Source organism: Cyanobium sp. T1B-Tous, assembly GCF_024345475.1.
GTDB lineage: Bacteria > Cyanobacteriota > Cyanobacteriia > PCC-6307 > Cyanobiaceae > Cyanobium_A.
The window spans coordinates 1-16,074 of record NZ_JAGQBE010000010.1; the positions used below are offsets into that span (position 1 = coordinate 1).

Below are 16,074 nucleotides of genomic sequence, written 5' to 3' on the forward strand. Positions count from 1 at the left end.
GAGCCTGCACCAGCTCCTGCCCGAGCAGGGGCAGCACCAGGCCGTGGCGGGCCCCATGGCCGGCCAGGCCGGGGCGGCGCTGGTCGAGGGGGAGCAGCTGCTCTTCCGCATCGAGGGGAAGGTGGTGCACCGCCACCGCGGTGATCACCCCATCGGCCAGGCCGGTGATCAGGGCTTCGCGATCCTCCGGAGCCCCCAGGGAGGGCCGCAGCCGCCAGCCTTCGGCGGTTGGGTCGAGGTTGCCGCTGTCGGCCAGCAGGTGCCACCAGCCCACGGTGGCCTGGGGCCGCCGCCGGGCCTGCCGCACCAGCGCCGTGCCGGCGGCGGTGGAGAGGTTCATCAGCACCAGCTTCACGGCGGGACGCAGCTCCGCCAGGGTGAGCAGGCTCTGCAGCGGCAGGGTCTCGCTCAACACGGGATCGGGGGGCCAGCCGGCCCGCAGGGCCTCCACGCTTTCGCGCACGAAGCCGCCGCCGGTGAGACTGCCGTCGCGAGGCGCCACCAGCACAGGCTGGGAGCCCATTTCGGCCAGCAGCAGGCCGCGCTCCAGCAGGGCCAGGGGTGGGGTTTGGTCGGAGCCGGCCAGGCCAATGGCGCCAGCCTCCAGCTGGTCGCGGTGGGGAGCCAGCTCCTGGTCGGCCCCCTCCTGGCTGAAGCTGCCCCAGAGGGAAAGGTGCATCGGGGCCGGCCAGCGGAGCCCCAACCGCTCGGGCCTGTCACGCCACGGCGTGGCCCAGGGCAGCAGCCCCACGGTGCCGTATCCCCCCGCGGCGGCCGCGGCGGCCAGGCTGTCGAGATCCTCCGCCCGTCCCCCCAGAGGCTGCTCCAGCACGCTGTGGGGATCCACCAGGGCGGGCGCCAGCAGCCAGTCCTGGGCGGCCGTGGGGCTCAGCTCGAGGCCGGCCGCTTGCCGGGTGGCCTCCTCACCCCAGGCCAGCAGGGCGCCATCGGCGTCGATCAGGGCATCGCCAGGGGCCATCGCCTGGCCTGGACCAGCCAGCAGCTGCACCTGGTGAAGCCAGAGGGGGCGGGTCAAAACTTCAGAGGGCACCCGCGGCGGTGCGATCCAACACGCCCCCAAGATGGGGGGTGAGGTTCATGGCGGCCACCACCGGCCGGCCGTGGGCACCCTCGGGGTAGTCGATCACGGTGACGCCGCCGTTGCCCTGCTTGATCGCCCAGATGTCCGCGGGGCCCAGGCCCAGCAGCCCGCACAGGATCGTTTTATTGACGGCGTCATGGGCCACCACCAGGGCTGTTTCGTCGGCGTCCAGGCCAGCGGCGATGCGTTGCCAGGTGGCCAGGGAGCGGTCCCACACCTGCTGAAGGGTTTCCCCCTCCGGCATCTGCACGGTCTCGGGGGCCCGTTTCCAGTCGGCCAGCAACTCGGGCCAACCCTCGGCGATCTCCTGTTCGAGCCGTCCCTCCCAGAGCCCATGGCCGATCTCCACCAGGCCGGTGCTGCTGGTGAGCGGCACGCCGGGGTGGGCCGCCAGGATCGCCTCAGCGGTCTGGCGCGGCCGGGCCATGCAGCTGGTGTAGGCCCGGTGGATGGTCACCGGGGCCAGAAACCGGCCGGCGGCTTCGGCCTGGGAGCGGCCGGTGGCATTGAGGGGAATATCGATCTGACCCTGGAAGCGGCCTTCGCGGTTCCAGTCGGTTTCGCCGTGGCGCACCAGCAGCAGGCGCGCCCCGTCCCCTTTGGCAGGCAGGGGATCCCCCAGGTGGGCCAGCCCATTCAGCGACTCCACCTGAACGCCGCTGGCATTCAGGTTGAGCACCGAGATGCCGCAGTTGTCGACCCGCAGCCGGCGAAAGCCGCTGACGGGCAGATCCAGCAGGGCCAGCAGCAGGCAGCGCAGGATGGCGTTGTGGCCCACCACCAGCACGGTCTGGGGGGCAGCCTGGTCGTCCGCCAGGGCGGCGGCATGGCGTTCCAGCAGCCGTTGGCGGAACCCCCGGGCCTGCCCCATCAGCTCCTCCAGGGGGCGGTAGGTGCTGCCATTGGCCCGCTGCAGCTCCAGCAGTTCGGGCGCCTGGCGCCACTGGCGCTCCTGCTCGCTGAACTGCTCCTTCAGCTCGCGGCGCAGCAGGCCGCTCCACGGTTCCAGGTCAATTTCCAGCAGCCCCTCATCGAGCTGGGCGTCCAGGCCCTGGCCCTGGGCTTCAAGGAGCAGCCGAGCGGTGTCGGCGGCCCGCCCCAGGGGCGAGCTGTAGGCCGCCGCAAAGGTGAGATCCCTCAGGGCGTCGCCGGTGGTGCGGGCCTGCTGTTGGCCGGTGTCCGTGAGGCTGGAGAGATCGTCGCGACCCTGGATCCGGTGCTCCACGTTGAAGCTGCTCAGCCCATGGCGCACCAACACAATCCGAAGGGGCACGGGCTGGAGGCTGCTCGCCACCCATCGTATGGGAGGGGCCAGAATCCCCATTCCTGAGCGCCCCGGAGGGCCTGCGGTTGAACGTCAGTCCCCCGCCGCAACCCCGCCAGAGCGGGGGTTGGACCACCGGACTGGCCCTGCTCAGCCTCGCGCTCAGCGGTCTGCTCTGGCTCAACGGCCTGGTGGACAGCCTGCAGCGCCCGTCGGTGGGGAACGCCCTGGAGCTGCGCCAGCTCGAGCTGACGGCCCTGGCCGCTCCGGCCCTGCCCGCCAGCCTCCGCTCCAGCCTGGCGGGGGAGCAGCCCCTCGACGCCCTGCGTCGGGCGTTGCGCAAGCAGCTCGACGACTCCCCGGTGCCGCCGGCACCCCAGCTCCAGCTGCAATTGGCCCTGCTGGAGCGTCAGGCGGGTGAGTCTGAGGAGGCCACGCAACGGCTGCAGGAGCTGGGTCAGCAGGTGCCCCCCAGCCAGCGCCCCCTGCTGGAGGCCCTGCTTCTGCCCGCCAGGGGCCAGGACGCCCAACGGACCGCCGTCGAGACGGAAGGACTGCTGGAGGGTTGGGAGGCATCGCCCCTCAGCCGCCAGCTGGTTTGCCAGGCCCTGGGTGGCCCCCCCGACGACTGCGCTGATCGGCCAGCCCAGCGGGCTGCGGTGGGGCGCCTGCTGGGCACGGCCGTGGCGCCCGTGCTGCTGCTGGTGCTCGGCACGGCGCTGCTGCTGCGCCAGCTGTGGCTGCGCTGGCGCGGCAAGGCGCCTGCCCCCTCCCCCCTGGCGGGCCCACCCCTGAACCTGGCGCAAGCCACCCTGCTCATTGCCGGGGGCTTCGTGGTGCTCGGGGAGCTGGTGATGCCCCTGCTGCTGGCCCCCCTGCTGCAGGGGGTGCTGAGCCCCCTGGCTGCCCAGCCGGCCCTGCAGCAAGGCTTGCTGGTCATGGGGCTCTATCTGGGCCTGATGGCCGTTCCCCTGGTGCTGTTGTGGAGCCAGCTGCGGCCCCATGGCTCGGCTCCGGCGGGAGGCTGGCTGCAGTGGCACTGGCTGCCGCTGGGCAGTGCCCTGCGCCGGGCCGTGGCCCAGGTGCTGATGGTGCTCCCCGTGGTGGCCCTGGTGGGTTGGCTGCTGGAGCGCCTGGTGGGCGATCCGGGCGGGAGCAACCCCCTGCTGGAGCTCGTGCTCACCAGTGCCAACCCCCTCGCCCTGCTGTGTTTTGCCGTCACGGCTGTGGTGCTGGCCCCCCTGTTTGAGGAAACCCTGTTCCGCGGCGTGTTGCTGCCGGTGCTGGCCCAGCGCTGGGGCGGTGTGGCCGCCGTGACGATCAGTGCCCTGGTCTTCGGCATCGCCCATCTCAGCCTGGGGGAACTGCCGCCTTTGTTCGTCCTGGGTCTGGGCCTCGGTTGGCTGCGGCTGCAGAGCGGGCGCCTCGGCGCCAGCGTGCTGATGCACAGTCTCTGGAACGGACTCACCTTCGCCAACCTGTTGCTCCTGGCGGGTTGAGAGGGCCAAGCACCCTTGCTGGCCCGCACCAGGGGTGGTTCAATCGCGCAGTGCTCGGCCCCTCCCCTTGGTTGCCTCCCCATCCCCACGGCAGGCTCCCGACGGTCCCGTTCCAGTGGCGCCCCGTCCCACCTGGGGCCTGACCCGATCCCCAGCCGCCACCGTGGCGGGGGGCGCTGGCAAGCGTGCTCAGCGCCGCACCCTGGAATTGATCCAGGGCTCCCTGTCGGGCCGCAAGCTGGAGCGCCGCGCCCCCTGGATCACCAGCCTGCACCGCGCCACCGACGGAACCCTGGCCGGGCTCGGGGTGTGCATGCTGGCCCTGAGTGCCCTCACCCTGCACTGGCAGAACCAGTGGGGGGTGAGCTACCAGCAGATGGAGGCCGCCCAAGTGCTGGAGCACAAGCTGCAGGAATCGGCAGCTTTGCTGGAGCAACACCACCTGGGGGCGGTGAAGCGGCCGGGTTGGTTGGTGCCCACCAGCAGCGAAAAGCTGATCTATCTCCCCAGCCCCAGGTCCGCTGCCACGGCGTCTGGCCTGCCCTTGCTGGGCAGCATCCAGTTGCGCCAGATCCGCTCGGGCTACTGATGACGCCGAGCCGTCACCGGGGACCGACGCGCGGCCGGACGGGGAGCCAGCAACGGGTGGTGGCGATCCAGCCGGTGCCCACCGGGCGGTTGCTGGCGGTGTACGGCCTGCTCTGTGCCGGCTTGGTGGGGCTGGCCTGTCGGTTGGCCTGGCTGCAGGTGGTGGATGCCACCAACCTCCAGAACCGGGCCCACGCCATCCAGACCCAGACCACCAAGCCGATCGGCAAGCGCCGCACGATCGTCGATCGCAATGGCCGCTTGGTGGCCCTCGACGAGCAGCGCTTCACCCTCTGGGCCCACCCCCGCTATTTCAACTTCCCGGGCGATGACCCCCAGAAGGTTCGCAGTGCCGATGAGGTGGCCGGCAAGTTGGCGGCCGTGCTGGCGCTGCCCAAGCCGGTGCTGCTCCAGACCATGGCTGGCCGTCGCAGTGGCGTGAAGCTGCGCACCGATCTCGATCCTGAAACGGCCGAACGGGTGCGCCAGCTCGGCATCAGCGGCCTGGATCTGGAGGCCTATCCCCACCGGATCTATCCCCAGGGCCCGCTGTTCGCCAACGTGGTGGGCTTCCTCAATCTGGAGCGCGTACCCCAAGCCGGCCTGGAGCAGAGCCGCGACAGCGACCTCAAGCGCCAGGAAACGGCCCTGCAGATGCGCCGGGGTGCCGATGGCACTCCCCTGCCGGCTGGCCTGACGGCGGGCTCGCTCTATGGCGACGACCTGCGCCTGCAGCTCACGCTGGATGCCCGCCTGCAGCAGGTGGCCCAGCAGGCCCTGGTGAAGCAGGTGAAGAAGTGGAACGCCAAGCGCGGCGCAGCCCTGGTGATGGACGTGCGCAACGGCGAGATGCTGGCACTCGCCTCCACCCCCACCTACGACCCCAACCAATTCTGGAAGTTCAATCCCGGGCTGTTCCGGGAATGGTCGGTGCAGGACCTCTACGAACCGGGCTCCACCTTCAAGCCGATCAACCTGGCCCTGGCCCTGCAGGAAAAGGCCATTCAGGCTGATGGCCGCGTGTCCGATACCGGCCAGCTCACCATCGGCGGCTGGCCGATCTTCAACCACGACAAGCGGGCCAACGGTCTGATTGATTTCCCCACCGTGCTTCAGGTGTCGAGCAACGTCGGCATGGTGCAGGCCATGTCCCAGGTGAAGCGGGATCGCTTCTGGCACTGGCTGCACACCCTGGGCATCGATGGCACCCCTGACACCGATCTGCCTGGCGCCGTGGCCGGTGAGCTCAAGTCCCGCAAGGCCTTCACCAGCCAGGCCATCGAACCTGCCGTGGCAGCCTTCGGCCAGGGCTTCTCCCTCACCCCCCTGAAGCTGCTGCAGCTCCACGCCATGTTGGCCAATGGCGGCTGGTTGGTGAGTCCCCACATCACGCGGGGGCTGCGTTCCGGCGATGCCCTGGCCAGCTCCCCGGCCAGTGGCGGCCTGCGGCTGCTCGATCCCACCGTCACCCGCACCGTGATGGGCTGGATGGAGTCGGTGGTGGAGAACAGCAGCGGCCTGGGCATGAAGATTCCTGGCTACCGCATCGGTGGCAAGACCGGCACCGCCCAGAAGGCCGAGCGCGGGGTCTACATCCCAGGTGCGCTGATCACCAGTTTTGTGGGCCACTTGCCCATCGACGATCCCCGCTACGTCGTGCTGGTGGTGGTGGATGAACCCAAGGGCGGCAACACCTTCGGCTCCACGGTGGCCGCACCCGTGGCCCGGCAGATCATCGATGCCCTGCTGGTGCTGGAGCGCATTCCTCCCTCCCGCCCCACGGCAGCCCAAAAACCGCCCACCAAGCCGCCGGCCTGAGTTCGGCCTGGGGCGCCCCGCCTGTTGCCGTTCCCTCAAGGATCGCCATGGCCCTCTGGGTGAGCCCGGAAACGCTGGCTAGCGTGACGCCAACCAGGGTTGTGCGTCTGCCATCCCCACCTACCTGCTGTCCAACCCGCTGTCCATGGCCAACCTGCTCGATCAACTCGCCGCCATGACCGTGGTGGTGTCCGATACCGGCGACATCGACGCGATCAAGCAGTTCACACCCCGCGATGCCACCACCAACCCGTCGCTGATCCTGGCGGCGGCCCAGATTCCCACCTACCAAAACCTGATCGATCGCTCCCTGCAGGAGTCGCGTCAGGTGATGGGCGTGGATGCCGGTGCCGATGCCGTGGTGCGGGAAGCCCTCGATGAGATCTGCGTCACCTTCGGCAAGGAGATTCTCAAGATCGTGCCGGGGCGGGTGTCCACGGAGGTGGATGCGCGGCTGAGCTACGACACCGAGGCCACCATCACCAAGGCCCGCAAGCTGATCGGGCTCTACAACCAGGCCGGCATCAGCAACGACCGGGTGCTGATCAAGGTGGCTTCCACCTGGGAAGGCATCCGGGCCGCCGAGCAGCTGGAGCGGGAAGGCATCCACTGCAATCTCACCCTGTTGTTTGGTTTTGCCCAGGCGGTGGCCTGTGCCGAAGCGGGGGTCACCCTGATTTCCCCGTTTGTGGGTCGCATTCTCGATTGGTACAAGAAGAGCACCGGCCGTGACGGCTACCCCGGTCCCGAGGATCCCGGCGTGGTGTCGGTGACCCAGATCTTCAATTACTTCAAGACCTACGGCTACAAGACCGAGGTGATGGGGGCCAGCTTCCGCAACATCGAGGAGATCATCGAGCTGGCGGGCTGCGACCTGCTCACCATCTCCCCGGCCCTGTTGGATCAGTTGCGCCACACCGAAGGGGAACTGGAGCGAAAGCTGAACGCCTTTGATCCCGCCCCCACGGAAGCCCAGATCCATCTCGACGAGGCCCATTTCCGCCAGATGCTGGCGTCTGACCCCATGGCCACCGAAAAGCTCGATGAGGGCATCCGGGGCTTCTGCAAGGCGATCGAAACCCTGGAAGCCCAGTTGGCCCATCGCCTGGCCGAGCTCGAGGGCGGTGCCGCCTTCAGCCATGCCGTGCACGAGATCTTCCTGCTCAACGACCTCGATGGCGATGGCTGCATCACCCGTGAGGAGTGGCTCGGCAGCGATGCGGTGTTCGATGCCCTCGACACGGACAACGATGGCCGCCTCGCTCCTGAGGACATCAAGGGTGGTCTGGGCGCCGCGTTGGTGGGCGCAGGCATGGGCCAGCCTTAACCGGCTTCAGGCACACTGGCGGCATCCGACCTCCCCTCTGTCGCCCTGTGAACGCCCTCGACACCATGCGCGCCCTGGCCAGCAACGGGGAGGTGGTCACGGTGGAACCCGGTGCGCTCATCTTTTCCTCCGGGGAATCGGGGGAGTGCATGTTCGGCCTCTTGGAGGGGTCCGTTCAGCTGAGCTGGAACGGAGACCAGGGCCATGAGCAGATCAATGCGGGCGATGTCTTTGGTGCCGGGGCCCTGGTCACCAACGATCACCGCCGCTACGGCAACGCCCGGGCCCTGACCCCCTGCAAGCTGCTGGTGATGAACCGCGAGAAATTCCTCTTTGCGGTGCAGGAGTCGCCCATGTTCGCCATCGAGCTGCTGGGATCGATTGATCAGCGGCTGCGGCAGCTCAAGGACTGCACCAGGATTTAGCTAACGGCGCTGGAACAGCAGCCGTCGGATCACCCGCTGGGCGATGTCGCCGTAGCCCATCTCCCCCGAGAGGATCTGGGCGATCCGCTGGGGTGCCGTGGGGCGTTTGATGCCGAGTTGGTAGCCCACCCTTGGCACCCGGTAAAACACCTGGGCCATCCGTTTGCCCCAGGCCATCGACTCGCCCCAGTCCTGCCGCATGCGGCGTGAATAGTCCGCCAGGGCCGCGGGATCCCCATCCAGCCAGGGCCCCAGGGCCTCGGCAGCCCGGCAGCCGCTGATCAGGGCGGGCCGGATCCCCTCCGCCAGGAAGGGATCGCACAGGGACGCCGCATCCCCCACAACCACCAGGCCGGTGTTGTCCCCCTGGCCATGGAGGGGATGGTGGCCATCCCAGATGCGCAGTTGGCCGCTGCGCCGGTCGCCCGCATCCGGTGGCAGGCCCAGGCTGGGCAGCAGCTGGGTCAGCACCGCGTCGGCATCGGCGGGATCGCGGCCGATGAAGGTGCCCACACCGATGCTGTAGCCCCCCTGGCGGGGGAAGGCCCAGCAGAAGCCATGGCGCACCAGGCCGAATTCAAAGCGGGCGGTGCTGGGCTCCGCCACGGCACAGTCCACTTCCACCGACACCGTGTCGGCAAAGCGGGGGCGGGCAGGCCCCAGGCCGTGGCGGCCTGCCAGCTCGGATCCGGAGCCATCGGCGAGCACCACGGCCCGCGCCTCAAACTCCTGGGCCTCGCCACCAGGCCCCCGGCAGAGCAGGTGCCAGCGATCGCCGCTGCGCCGCAGCGCCTGCACCGTCACCCCCACCTGAAAGTCGGCACCGGCGGCCCTGGCCTGCTCCACCAGGTAGGCATCGAGCACGGAACGGCGCACGATCCAGAACGGTGCATCCCCCGGCAGTTCGGCGGTAACCGGGTCGCCCAGGCACCAGGTGAATCGCACCCGTTCGATCACCGCATCGACGGCCGGGCTCAGATCGAAGGGAAACAGCGCCTGCATGGAGGCGGCCATCCCCCCCCCACAGGGTTTGGCCCGGGGGTAGGGGCCCCGTTCGAGCAGCAACACCCCGCGTCCCTGCTGGGCCAGATGAAAGGCGGCGGTGGCGCCGGCCGCGCCGGCCCCCACGACGATCACATCGGGGTGCCCGCTGGCGGAGTGGCTCACACCTTGAGGATGTCGGCTTCCTTCTCGGCCAGAAGCTTTTCGAGTTCGGCGATGTACTTGTCGGTGAGCTTCTGCACCTTGTCCTGCTCATCGCGGCTCTGATCCTCCGAGAGCTCGCCGTCCTTTTCCTGCTTCTTCACCTTGTCAATCGCGTCGCGCCGCACGTTGCGCAGGGCCACCTTGCCCTCTTCGGCGTACTTGGCGGCGAGTTTGCACAGCTCCTTGCGGCGATCTTCGGTGAGGGGTGGGATGTTGATCCGGATCACCTTGCCGTCGTTGTTCGGCGTGAGGCCCAGGTCGCTCATGGCGATGGCCTTCTCGATCAAGGCCATCGAACTGGTGTCGAAGGGCTGGATCTGGATGGTCTGGGAGTCGGGGATGGAGAGGGTGGCCAGCGACTTGAGCGGGGTGTCGGCGCCGTAGTACTCCACCGACAGCTTGTCGAGCAGGGAGGGGTTGGCGCGGCCCGTGCGGATGGTGTTGAAGGTGCGCTGGGTCGCGTCGAGCGACTTGCGCATGCTGGCGTCCAAATCCATGGCTGGGGTCAGGGGTGAATGCGGGTGCCGATTGGCTGGCCGGCCACGGCGCGGCCGATGTTGCCGTCGCCGAACAGATCAAACACCACGATCGGAATGGCGTTGTCCTTACAGAGGGCAATGGCCGTGCCGTCCATCACCTCGAGCTCCGAACTCAGCACCTCCAGGAAGGAGAGGCTGTCGTAGCGCACGGCGCTGGCGTCTTTGTTGGGGTCCTTGTCGTACACCCCATCCACCTTGGTGGCCTTGAGCACCACGTCGGCGCCGATCTCCGCCGCCCGCAGGGCGGCCGTGGTGTCGGTGGTGAAGAAGGGGTTGCCCGTGCCGGCGGCAAAGATCACCACCCGCCCCTTCTCCATGTGGCGGATGGCCCGGCGGCGGATGTAGGGCTCGGCCACCTCTTGCATCGAGATGGCGCTCTGCACCCGGGTGGGCACCCCGGCCCGTTCCAGTCCGTCCTGGAGGGTGATGGCGTTCATCACGGTGGCGAGCATGCCCACGTAGTCGGCCGTGGCCCGGTCCATCCCCGCGGCCGAGCCCTTGAGGCCACGGAAGATGTTGCCGCCGCCCACCACGATCGCCATCTCCGTGCCGGCCGCGACGCAGGCAGCCACGTCGGCCGCAATCGACTGCACGATCGCCGGATCGATGCCATAGCCCTGCTCACCCATCAGCGCTTCGCCGCTGAGCTTGAGGAGCACGCGCTTGTAACCCATCGACCCCACTGATTTGCCGCACCGTAGCAACGGCCTTGCGTCCTGCCTTCCCCGCCGCTTCACTGCTGCAAAGCGACCGTGCCATGGCCCACCCTCCCTCCGGCACCCCCAGGCCGAGCAGTGTGATGGCCCGGTTGACGCTCTCGGCCCTGGAGCGGGCCAGCCAGGATCCGGCCATCTGGCGCCAACCCGATGTGCACCGGGCGGTGCTGGTGACGGGTCTCACCGTGCTGGTGAGTGCCCTGGCCCAGCTCCAGGACGACCTGGGCTGACCGGGGCCTAGAACTCGATGCCCCGCTGGGCCTTCACGCCCTGTTCCCGGAAGGGGTGGCGCACCAGTTTCATTTCGGTCACCAGGTCGGCCCGCTCCACCAGGCCCGGCGGTGCGCCCCGACCGGTGAGGGCCACGTGGGTGAGCTCGGGCCGCAGGGCCAGGCCCTCGAGCACCTGGTCCAGGGCGAGATAGCCGAGCTTGAGGGCCACGTTCACCTCGTCGAGCACCACCAGCTTGCGGCTGGCGTCCGCCAGATAGCTGCGGGATTGCTCCCAGGCGGCCTGGACCAAGGCCCGATCCCGCTCCCGGTCCTGGGTTTCCCAGGTGAAGCCTTCGCCGAGGGCGTGCCAGGCCAGGGCGTCGCCAAACAGCTCCAGGGCCTTGGCTTCGCCGGGCTGCCAGCCCCCCTTGATGAACTGCACCACCGCCACCGCATCGCCGTGGCCCAGGGTGCGCAGCACCAGCCCCAGGGCCGCGGTGGTCTTGCCCTTGCCGTCGCCGGTGAACACCAGCACCAGGCCCTTTTCCAGGTTGCGTTCGCCCACCCGCTGCTGCTGGACCTCCTTGCGGCGGGCCATGCGGCGGCGGTAGCCATCGGCATCCCCCTCCGGGGCCAGGTCACCACCGGGGCCGAGTTCGGCGGCCACCGCGTCCAGGCCAGTGGCGGCCGCTGGGGCTGGGGCGGGATCGGCGGGGGGCAGGCTCACGGAACGGCTAGGGCAGGGTCTCCACTCTGGCGGCGGCGGGAGAGGGCCGCATCCACGGCCTGTTGCTGATCCCGGCGGGTGATCCAGTGGTGGTAGGTGCGGGTGTGAATCGCCACCGAGTGGCCCATCATCCGCGCCGCCACCGTGTCGGGCAGCCCGATGTGAATGGTGCGCACGGCCCAGGCATGGCGCAGGTCGTAGGGCGTGATCGGCAGCGCGTAGCGACGGAACTGCTCGGCCACCCGCCGGCCCACCTGCTGCAGGGTGGTGCGGCGCAGGTCGGTGGTCACCGGCGGCAGGGGGGGCTGGAGGGCACCCAGCTGCTCGAGGCCAAAGTGCTCCACCCATTCCGGTTGGAAGGGCCACACCTGGTGTTCGCCCGTCTTGCTGGTGGGCAGCACCCGGATCACCCGGTCGCCCCCGGGGGCCAGGGCGGAGAGGTCGCAGAAAAACACCTCGTGGTTGCGCAGGCCGTAGGTGGCCATCAGGCCGTAGGCCAGCCGCCAGGCCGGGTTGGGGATCTGCTCCACCAGGGCGAGGATCTGGGGATCGCCGGGCAGCCGCCGGAATTGGGCGGCGTGCAGGCCATAGCCCGCGGCCCGGACGCTCCAGTCGTCGGGCAGGGGTTCCCCCAGGTGGCGGGCCAGGGCGGCCAGGGCGATGCCGCACTGCTGGCGCCCGCGGCTGGTGGGGGGGTAGCTCTCCAGCACCGCTTCCAGCAGGGGCAGTCCCATTGGTTGCCCGCGGCCCTCCGCCATCGCAGCCAGCCGCCGCAGGTAGGGGCGGTAGGCGCCGGTCCAGGTGGTGCGGCAGCCGGCCGGGTTGCGGCGGCGACGCGGATCGGCGAAGAAGGCGGTCTGGAAGCTCTCCAACCCCAGGGGATCCGTGGAGGGGGTGGCAACCCGCCGGGGGACGGTCGGGTTGCTGCGGCCCCACTCCGACCAGTCGAAGCGCCCCTGCTGCAACTGGCGTACCACCTCCTTGAGCCGCTCCCTGGCCCGGTCCAGCCCCGCCCCGTCGGCGTTCAGCCCCAGGCTGATGCGTTGGACGGGATGGCCGCCGGATCCCCGCCGGCAGGGCAGGGGGCCGCGCAGCCCCAGCCGCTGGCCGCGCAGCTCCAGCCGCAGCGAAACCCCCGCCGCCGCCAGTTGGCTGTTCTCCTGGGCCAGGCGGGCCTGGATGGCCAGAGTGCTGGCCGGGCTGATCGGCTCCGCCGTTCCCTCCAGATCGGGCTCCCCAGCTCCGCTTGCCATGGGCTTTGCACAGGCCCCGACCTTATCGATCCTGGACCGATGCCGCTAGAGGCGAGCTTGCAGCGTTACGCTCCTGCTCTCCCTGAGCCGCACGGAACGAAGGCATGGCCAAGGTTGGCGTGCTGTTGCTGAACCTCGGGGGCCCCGAGCGGATCCAGGACGTCGGTCCGTTCCTTTACAACCTGTTTTCCGATCCGGAGATCATCCGGCTGCCCAATCCCGCCCTGCAGAAGCCCCTGGCCTGGCTGATCAGCAGCCTGCGGGCGGGAAAATCCCAGGAGGCCTACCGCTCGATCGGCGGCGGCTCGCCGCTGCGCCGGATCACCGAGCAGCAGGCCCGTGAACTGCAGAGCGAACTGCGGTCCCGGGGCATCGAGGCCACCAGCTATGTGGCCATGCGCTACTGGCATCCGTTCACCGAATCGGCCGTGGCCGACATCAAGGCCGACGGGGTGGATGAGGTGGTGGTGCTGCCCCTCTACCCGCACTTCTCGATCAGCACCAGCGGTTCGAGCTTCCGCGAGCTGCAGCGTCTGCGCCAGGCCGACACCGGCTTCTCCCGCCTGCCGATCCGCTGCATCCGCAGTTACTACGACGACCCCGGCTACATCGGCGCCATGGCCGGCCTGATTGCCAAGGAGATCCAGGCCTGCCCCGAACCGGCCACGGCCCATGTGTTCTTCAGCGCCCATGGCGTGCCCAAGAGCTATGTGGAGGAGGCTGGCGACCCCTACCAGCAGGAGATCGAAGCCTGCGCTCGCCTGATCATGGAGCGCCTCGAGCGCGATCTTGGCCACCCCAACCCCTTCACCCTGGCCTACCAGAGTCGGGTGGGCCCCGTGGAGTGGCTCAAGCCCTACACCGACGACGCCCTGCAGGAGCTGGGCGAGGCCGGCGTGAACGATCTGGTGGTGGTGCCGATCAGTTTCGTCAGCGAGCACATCGAAACGCTCGAAGAAATTGATATCGAATACCGGGAAATTGCCACCGAAGCGGGCATCATCAATTTCCGCCGGGTTCCGGCTCTGGACACCACACCCGCCTTCATCCATGGCCTGGCCGACCTCGTGCAACACGCCCTGGAGGGCCCGGAGGTCAACCTGGATCAGGCGGCCGAGTTGCCCACCAAGGTGAAGCTCTATCCCCAGGACAAGTGGGCCTGGGGCTGGAACAACAGCTCCGAGGTCTGGAACGGTCGCTTGGCGATGGTGGGTTTTTCCGCTTTCCTGCTGGAGCTGATCAGCGGACGGGGACCGCTTCATGCGCTCGGCCTGCTTTGATCTCGGACTATGCAGGGTAGTGACGATCCAAATCAAATAACACCTCGTGGATATAAGCTTCTGTCCACTCGGCACCGTGGAACCGGCTGAGCATTCCGCGCGCGGGATCCTTCTCTGCACGATAGTGGGTGTAGCGCCGCTGGCCATCAAGCAGAAACCTTGAGCGCTCTTCTGCTACCGGTTGTGCTGCGCGCACTAGATCGACGTAGAGATTGAGGTACTCAGCAAAAGCATCGAATAGAGTGCTTTTAATGAGTTCATCTGAAGATTCACCCAGTGGCAGGCGAGCCCAGAGGAACGCTGGAGAGAAGTAAGGCTCTGCTTCTGCAGGAATTGGACCACCATGGGGCAAGAGTGGTTTCCAGCGCTCAAAGATGGGCAGCAAACGATTCCAGACAGGCTGTGTGTGAAGTGGATCCCCTCGGTCGACCGGTTGCAAATCCAACGCCAGCAGGTGTCCGGAGGGCAGGGTCACCAGATCGGCGCCGAAGAACGGCAGGTCGTACCGGCAGCTGGGGTTGATCACCAGGTTGAGAACGGAAGCCGCTGCTCCAGCTTCCACACAGGCAGCCCTCACCTGGCGCAATTTCTCGGTTTGACACGCCCAGGTGGCGGTGTGGACTGCTACGGGTTGGGCCTTGGACCCAGTGGCTCCGGATTGCTCAAGAAATTGTTGGGGTATCGGGTAAGCGATGGGATTGAACTGCTGAAGCACCTTGACCGCATGCTCCAGGAAGGGCTGCCATCGCCAGTTCGAGAAATTGACGGGTTCAAGACTGTTGGAGCGGGAAGAGGTCATGGCTGACGGCTTGCGGGGAACAGGAACTCGTGCAGGAAACGATCAGACCAGGCCTTGCCAAAGTGGCTGGTGAAGAGTCCGTGGGCTGGATCGCGCTCAGCGCTATACACGTCGTAATCCTCCTGCAGGCTTTGAACCTTCTCAGCGGTGATCTGTGAAGTGCGATGGTCGGCTGCAGCGCTGAGTTGCCAGTAGCAGTCAAGAAAGAGTGTAAAAGCACTGGGCAGTGATCCCTGGGCCTGCTCAGCTCCCCCACGGCAAAAAAGCAGCCATGGTGAAAAATACTGATGAGGATCAAAGGAGCGCATCGCCTCGGCACCGTGTAGATCTGGGTAGTGAGTGATTAGCTCGCGTAGCCCTTGATAATAACGATCCAGGTAGTCTTGATCTTGGATCAGTGGCTGAAAATCGAGCACGGCAACTAGTTTTCCGCGGGCACCAAACCAGAGAAGATCGATGCCCAGCAAAGGCTGATCATTGGAGAAATCGGGATAAGCCACAGAATTGAGCACTTGCAGGCTGTCACCGGCATCCAATCTGGTCACGCGCCAACGCCGAAATCCTGGCACCTGCCACAGCCAGCTTCGAATCACGCTCTGTTGCTTCTGAGATCGACATTCGGCCAGCCCATCGGGCGGTGGCAGGGGATAGCCCCCCGACGCTTCCAATCTGCTGGTCAGTTCCTGGAGAAAGGGATCAAACATCGTCGAGCGCAGCAGTTCAGTGGGTCAGGGACACGAGACGGGTGGCCAGGGCCTCGGCACTGGCCCGAACCGCTTGAAGATCCTCAACAGATGGGCAACGTAGCTCCGTGCAATAGGTGGTCATTGACACACCATCGAGGCACTGCACCGAACTCACCCGCATGCGCACCTGATCTGTCACAAACCAGCAGCGCTCCGTGCCCACATTGCTGTCGTAGCGGGTCGTCACCGTCATCACGCCATCAGGGGAAAAAGCGTATTCACTGAGCACCGGCTGTTTCTCCACGTAGCCCTTGTCCCGCACTAGGAATCCCCGGGATGGATCGCCTTCGATCGGGATGTCAATGACTACAGCGGCCTGGTCTTCGGTTCGGGCCAAGGGTTTGAGATTGCTCTCCCACCAGAAGCGAGCTCCTCCAGCGGCCAGGCCTGGGTCAATGTCGAGGGCCTGGCAGATCTGCTCCACGGCAGGATCAAAACAGCTGAAAGGCTCTATCACGAGGTTGGAATCGCCAGATTCGTCGTCCTGATGGTCAAGGTGATGGACAGCTCGACGAGTCAGCCAGACCCCACGACTGGCCTCCAGGAACTCACGCATGGATTGGGCAGGCGCCA

General features: G+C 67.6%; 17 protein-coding genes. 7 read left to right on the forward strand and 10 right to left on the reverse strand.

Annotation, left to right across the window (positions count from 1 at the left end):
- Both KBY71_RS03895 and KBY71_RS03900 read right to left on the reverse strand, forming a co-directional pair.
- Positions 1-1,036, reverse strand: a 1,036-nt coding sequence (locus tag KBY71_RS03895; protein ID WP_254927659.1) for a dihydroorotase, incomplete at its 3' end; no start/stop codon positions are given.
- Between the two features lie 4 nt (positions 1,037-1,040).
- Complete coding sequence (locus KBY71_RS03900; protein ID WP_254927660.1) at positions 1,041-2,375, reverse strand: histidine phosphatase family protein; 1,335 nt, start codon at positions 2,373-2,375, stop codon at positions 1,041-1,043.
- A 77-nt stretch (positions 2,376-2,452) separates the two neighbouring features.
- Here KBY71_RS03900 and KBY71_RS03905 point away from each other — a divergent pair, with 77 nt between their 5' ends.
- From KBY71_RS03905 to KBY71_RS03925, 5 genes are all read left to right on the forward strand, one after another.
- A complete protein-coding gene (locus KBY71_RS03905) occupies positions 2,453-3,865 on the forward strand; it encodes a CPBP family intramembrane glutamic endopeptidase (protein WP_254927661.1) in 1,413 nt (470 codons plus the stop codon).
- A gap of 67 nt (positions 3,866-3,932) precedes the next feature.
- The gene (locus KBY71_RS03910; RefSeq protein ID WP_254927662.1) at positions 3,933-4,454 is read left to right on the forward strand and encodes a hypothetical protein; all 522 of its coding nucleotides are present in this window, start codon (positions 3,933-3,935) and stop codon (positions 4,452-4,454) included.
- Positions 4,454-6,271 (forward strand): penicillin-binding protein 2, encoded by a 1,818-nt coding sequence (locus tag KBY71_RS03915; protein ID WP_254927663.1) that lies wholly within the window; start codon positions 4,454-4,456, stop codon positions 6,269-6,271. The genes KBY71_RS03910 and KBY71_RS03915 overlap by 1 nt, the downstream gene beginning before the upstream one ends.
- A 145-nt stretch (positions 6,272-6,416) precedes the next feature.
- Positions 6,417-7,598 carry a transaldolase gene (locus tag KBY71_RS03920; RefSeq protein ID WP_254927664.1) on the forward strand — a complete coding sequence of 394 codons (1,182 nt, stop codon included), beginning with the start codon at positions 6,417-6,419 and terminating at the stop codon, positions 7,596-7,598.
- Positions 7,599-7,645: 47 nt separating this feature from the next.
- Positions 7,646-8,023 carry a Crp/Fnr family transcriptional regulator gene (locus KBY71_RS03925; RefSeq protein ID WP_254927665.1) on the forward strand — a complete coding sequence of 126 codons (378 nt, stop codon included), beginning with the start codon at positions 7,646-7,648 and terminating at the stop codon, positions 8,021-8,023.
- Here the strand turns inward: KBY71_RS03925 and KBY71_RS03930 are convergent, their stop codons facing one another.
- The 3 genes from KBY71_RS03930 to pyrH are packed head-to-tail and all read right to left on the reverse strand — an operon-like array spanning position 8,024 to position 10,442.
- On the reverse strand, positions 8,024-9,190 hold the full coding sequence (locus KBY71_RS03930; RefSeq protein WP_254927666.1) for an NAD(P)/FAD-dependent oxidoreductase: 1,167 nt from the start codon (positions 9,188-9,190) through the stop codon (positions 8,024-8,026).
- On the reverse strand, positions 9,187-9,726 hold the full coding sequence (gene frr / locus KBY71_RS03935; RefSeq protein ID WP_254927667.1) for a ribosome recycling factor: 540 nt from the start codon (positions 9,724-9,726) through the stop codon (positions 9,187-9,189). Before frr ends, KBY71_RS03930 begins: the two co-directional genes overlap by 4 nt.
- A gap of 8 nt (positions 9,727-9,734) precedes the next feature.
- Entirely contained in the window at positions 9,735-10,442 is a 708-nt protein-coding gene (gene pyrH / locus KBY71_RS03940) for a UMP kinase (RefSeq protein ID WP_254927668.1), read from the reverse strand.
- A gap of 83 nt (positions 10,443-10,525) precedes the next feature.
- Between pyrH and KBY71_RS03945 the strand changes: the two genes are divergently transcribed.
- Positions 10,526-10,714, forward strand: coding sequence for a hypothetical protein (locus KBY71_RS03945; protein WP_254927669.1), 189 nt, complete (start codon positions 10,526-10,528; stop codon positions 10,712-10,714).
- A 7-nt stretch (positions 10,715-10,721) separates the two neighbouring features.
- Here KBY71_RS03945 and cobO read toward each other — a convergent pair whose 3' ends face one another.
- Both cobO and KBY71_RS03955 read right to left on the reverse strand, forming a co-directional pair.
- On the reverse strand, positions 10,722-11,423 hold the full coding sequence (cobO, locus tag KBY71_RS03950) for a cob(I)yrinic acid a,c-diamide adenosyltransferase (RefSeq protein ID WP_254927670.1): 702 nt from the start codon (positions 11,421-11,423) through the stop codon (positions 10,722-10,724).
- Positions 11,420-12,610 carry a site-specific integrase gene (locus KBY71_RS03955; protein ID WP_254927721.1) on the reverse strand — a complete coding sequence of 397 codons (1,191 nt, stop codon included), beginning with the start codon at positions 12,608-12,610 and terminating at the stop codon, positions 11,420-11,422. Before KBY71_RS03955 ends, cobO begins: the two co-directional genes overlap by 4 nt.
- A 170-nt stretch (positions 12,611-12,780) precedes the next feature.
- Between KBY71_RS03955 and hemH the strand changes: the two genes are divergently transcribed.
- A complete protein-coding gene (gene hemH, locus KBY71_RS03960; protein WP_254927671.1) occupies positions 12,781-13,956 on the forward strand; it encodes a ferrochelatase in 1,176 nt (391 codons plus the stop codon).
- Positions 13,957-13,963: 7 nt separating this feature from the next.
- On the opposite strand, the gene KBY71_RS03965 is transcribed toward hemH, so the two are convergent.
- From KBY71_RS03965 to KBY71_RS03975, 3 genes are read right to left on the reverse strand one after another with little or no spacing between them, the layout of a single operon-like run.
- Entirely contained in the window at positions 13,964-14,755 is a 792-nt protein-coding gene (locus tag KBY71_RS03965; protein ID WP_254927672.1) for a phycoerythrobilin:ferredoxin oxidoreductase, read from the reverse strand.
- The gene (locus KBY71_RS03970; protein ID WP_254927673.1) at positions 14,752-15,459 is read right to left on the reverse strand and encodes a 15,16-dihydrobiliverdin:ferredoxin oxidoreductase; all 708 of its coding nucleotides are present in this window, start codon (positions 15,457-15,459) and stop codon (positions 14,752-14,754) included. Before KBY71_RS03970 ends, KBY71_RS03965 begins: the two co-directional genes overlap by 4 nt.
- Positions 15,460-15,475: 16 nt before the next feature.
- On the reverse strand, positions 15,476-16,057 hold the full coding sequence (locus KBY71_RS03975; protein ID WP_131457123.1) for a phycobiliprotein lyase: 582 nt from the start codon (positions 16,055-16,057) through the stop codon (positions 15,476-15,478).
- Positions 16,058-16,074 lie beyond the last annotated feature (17 nt).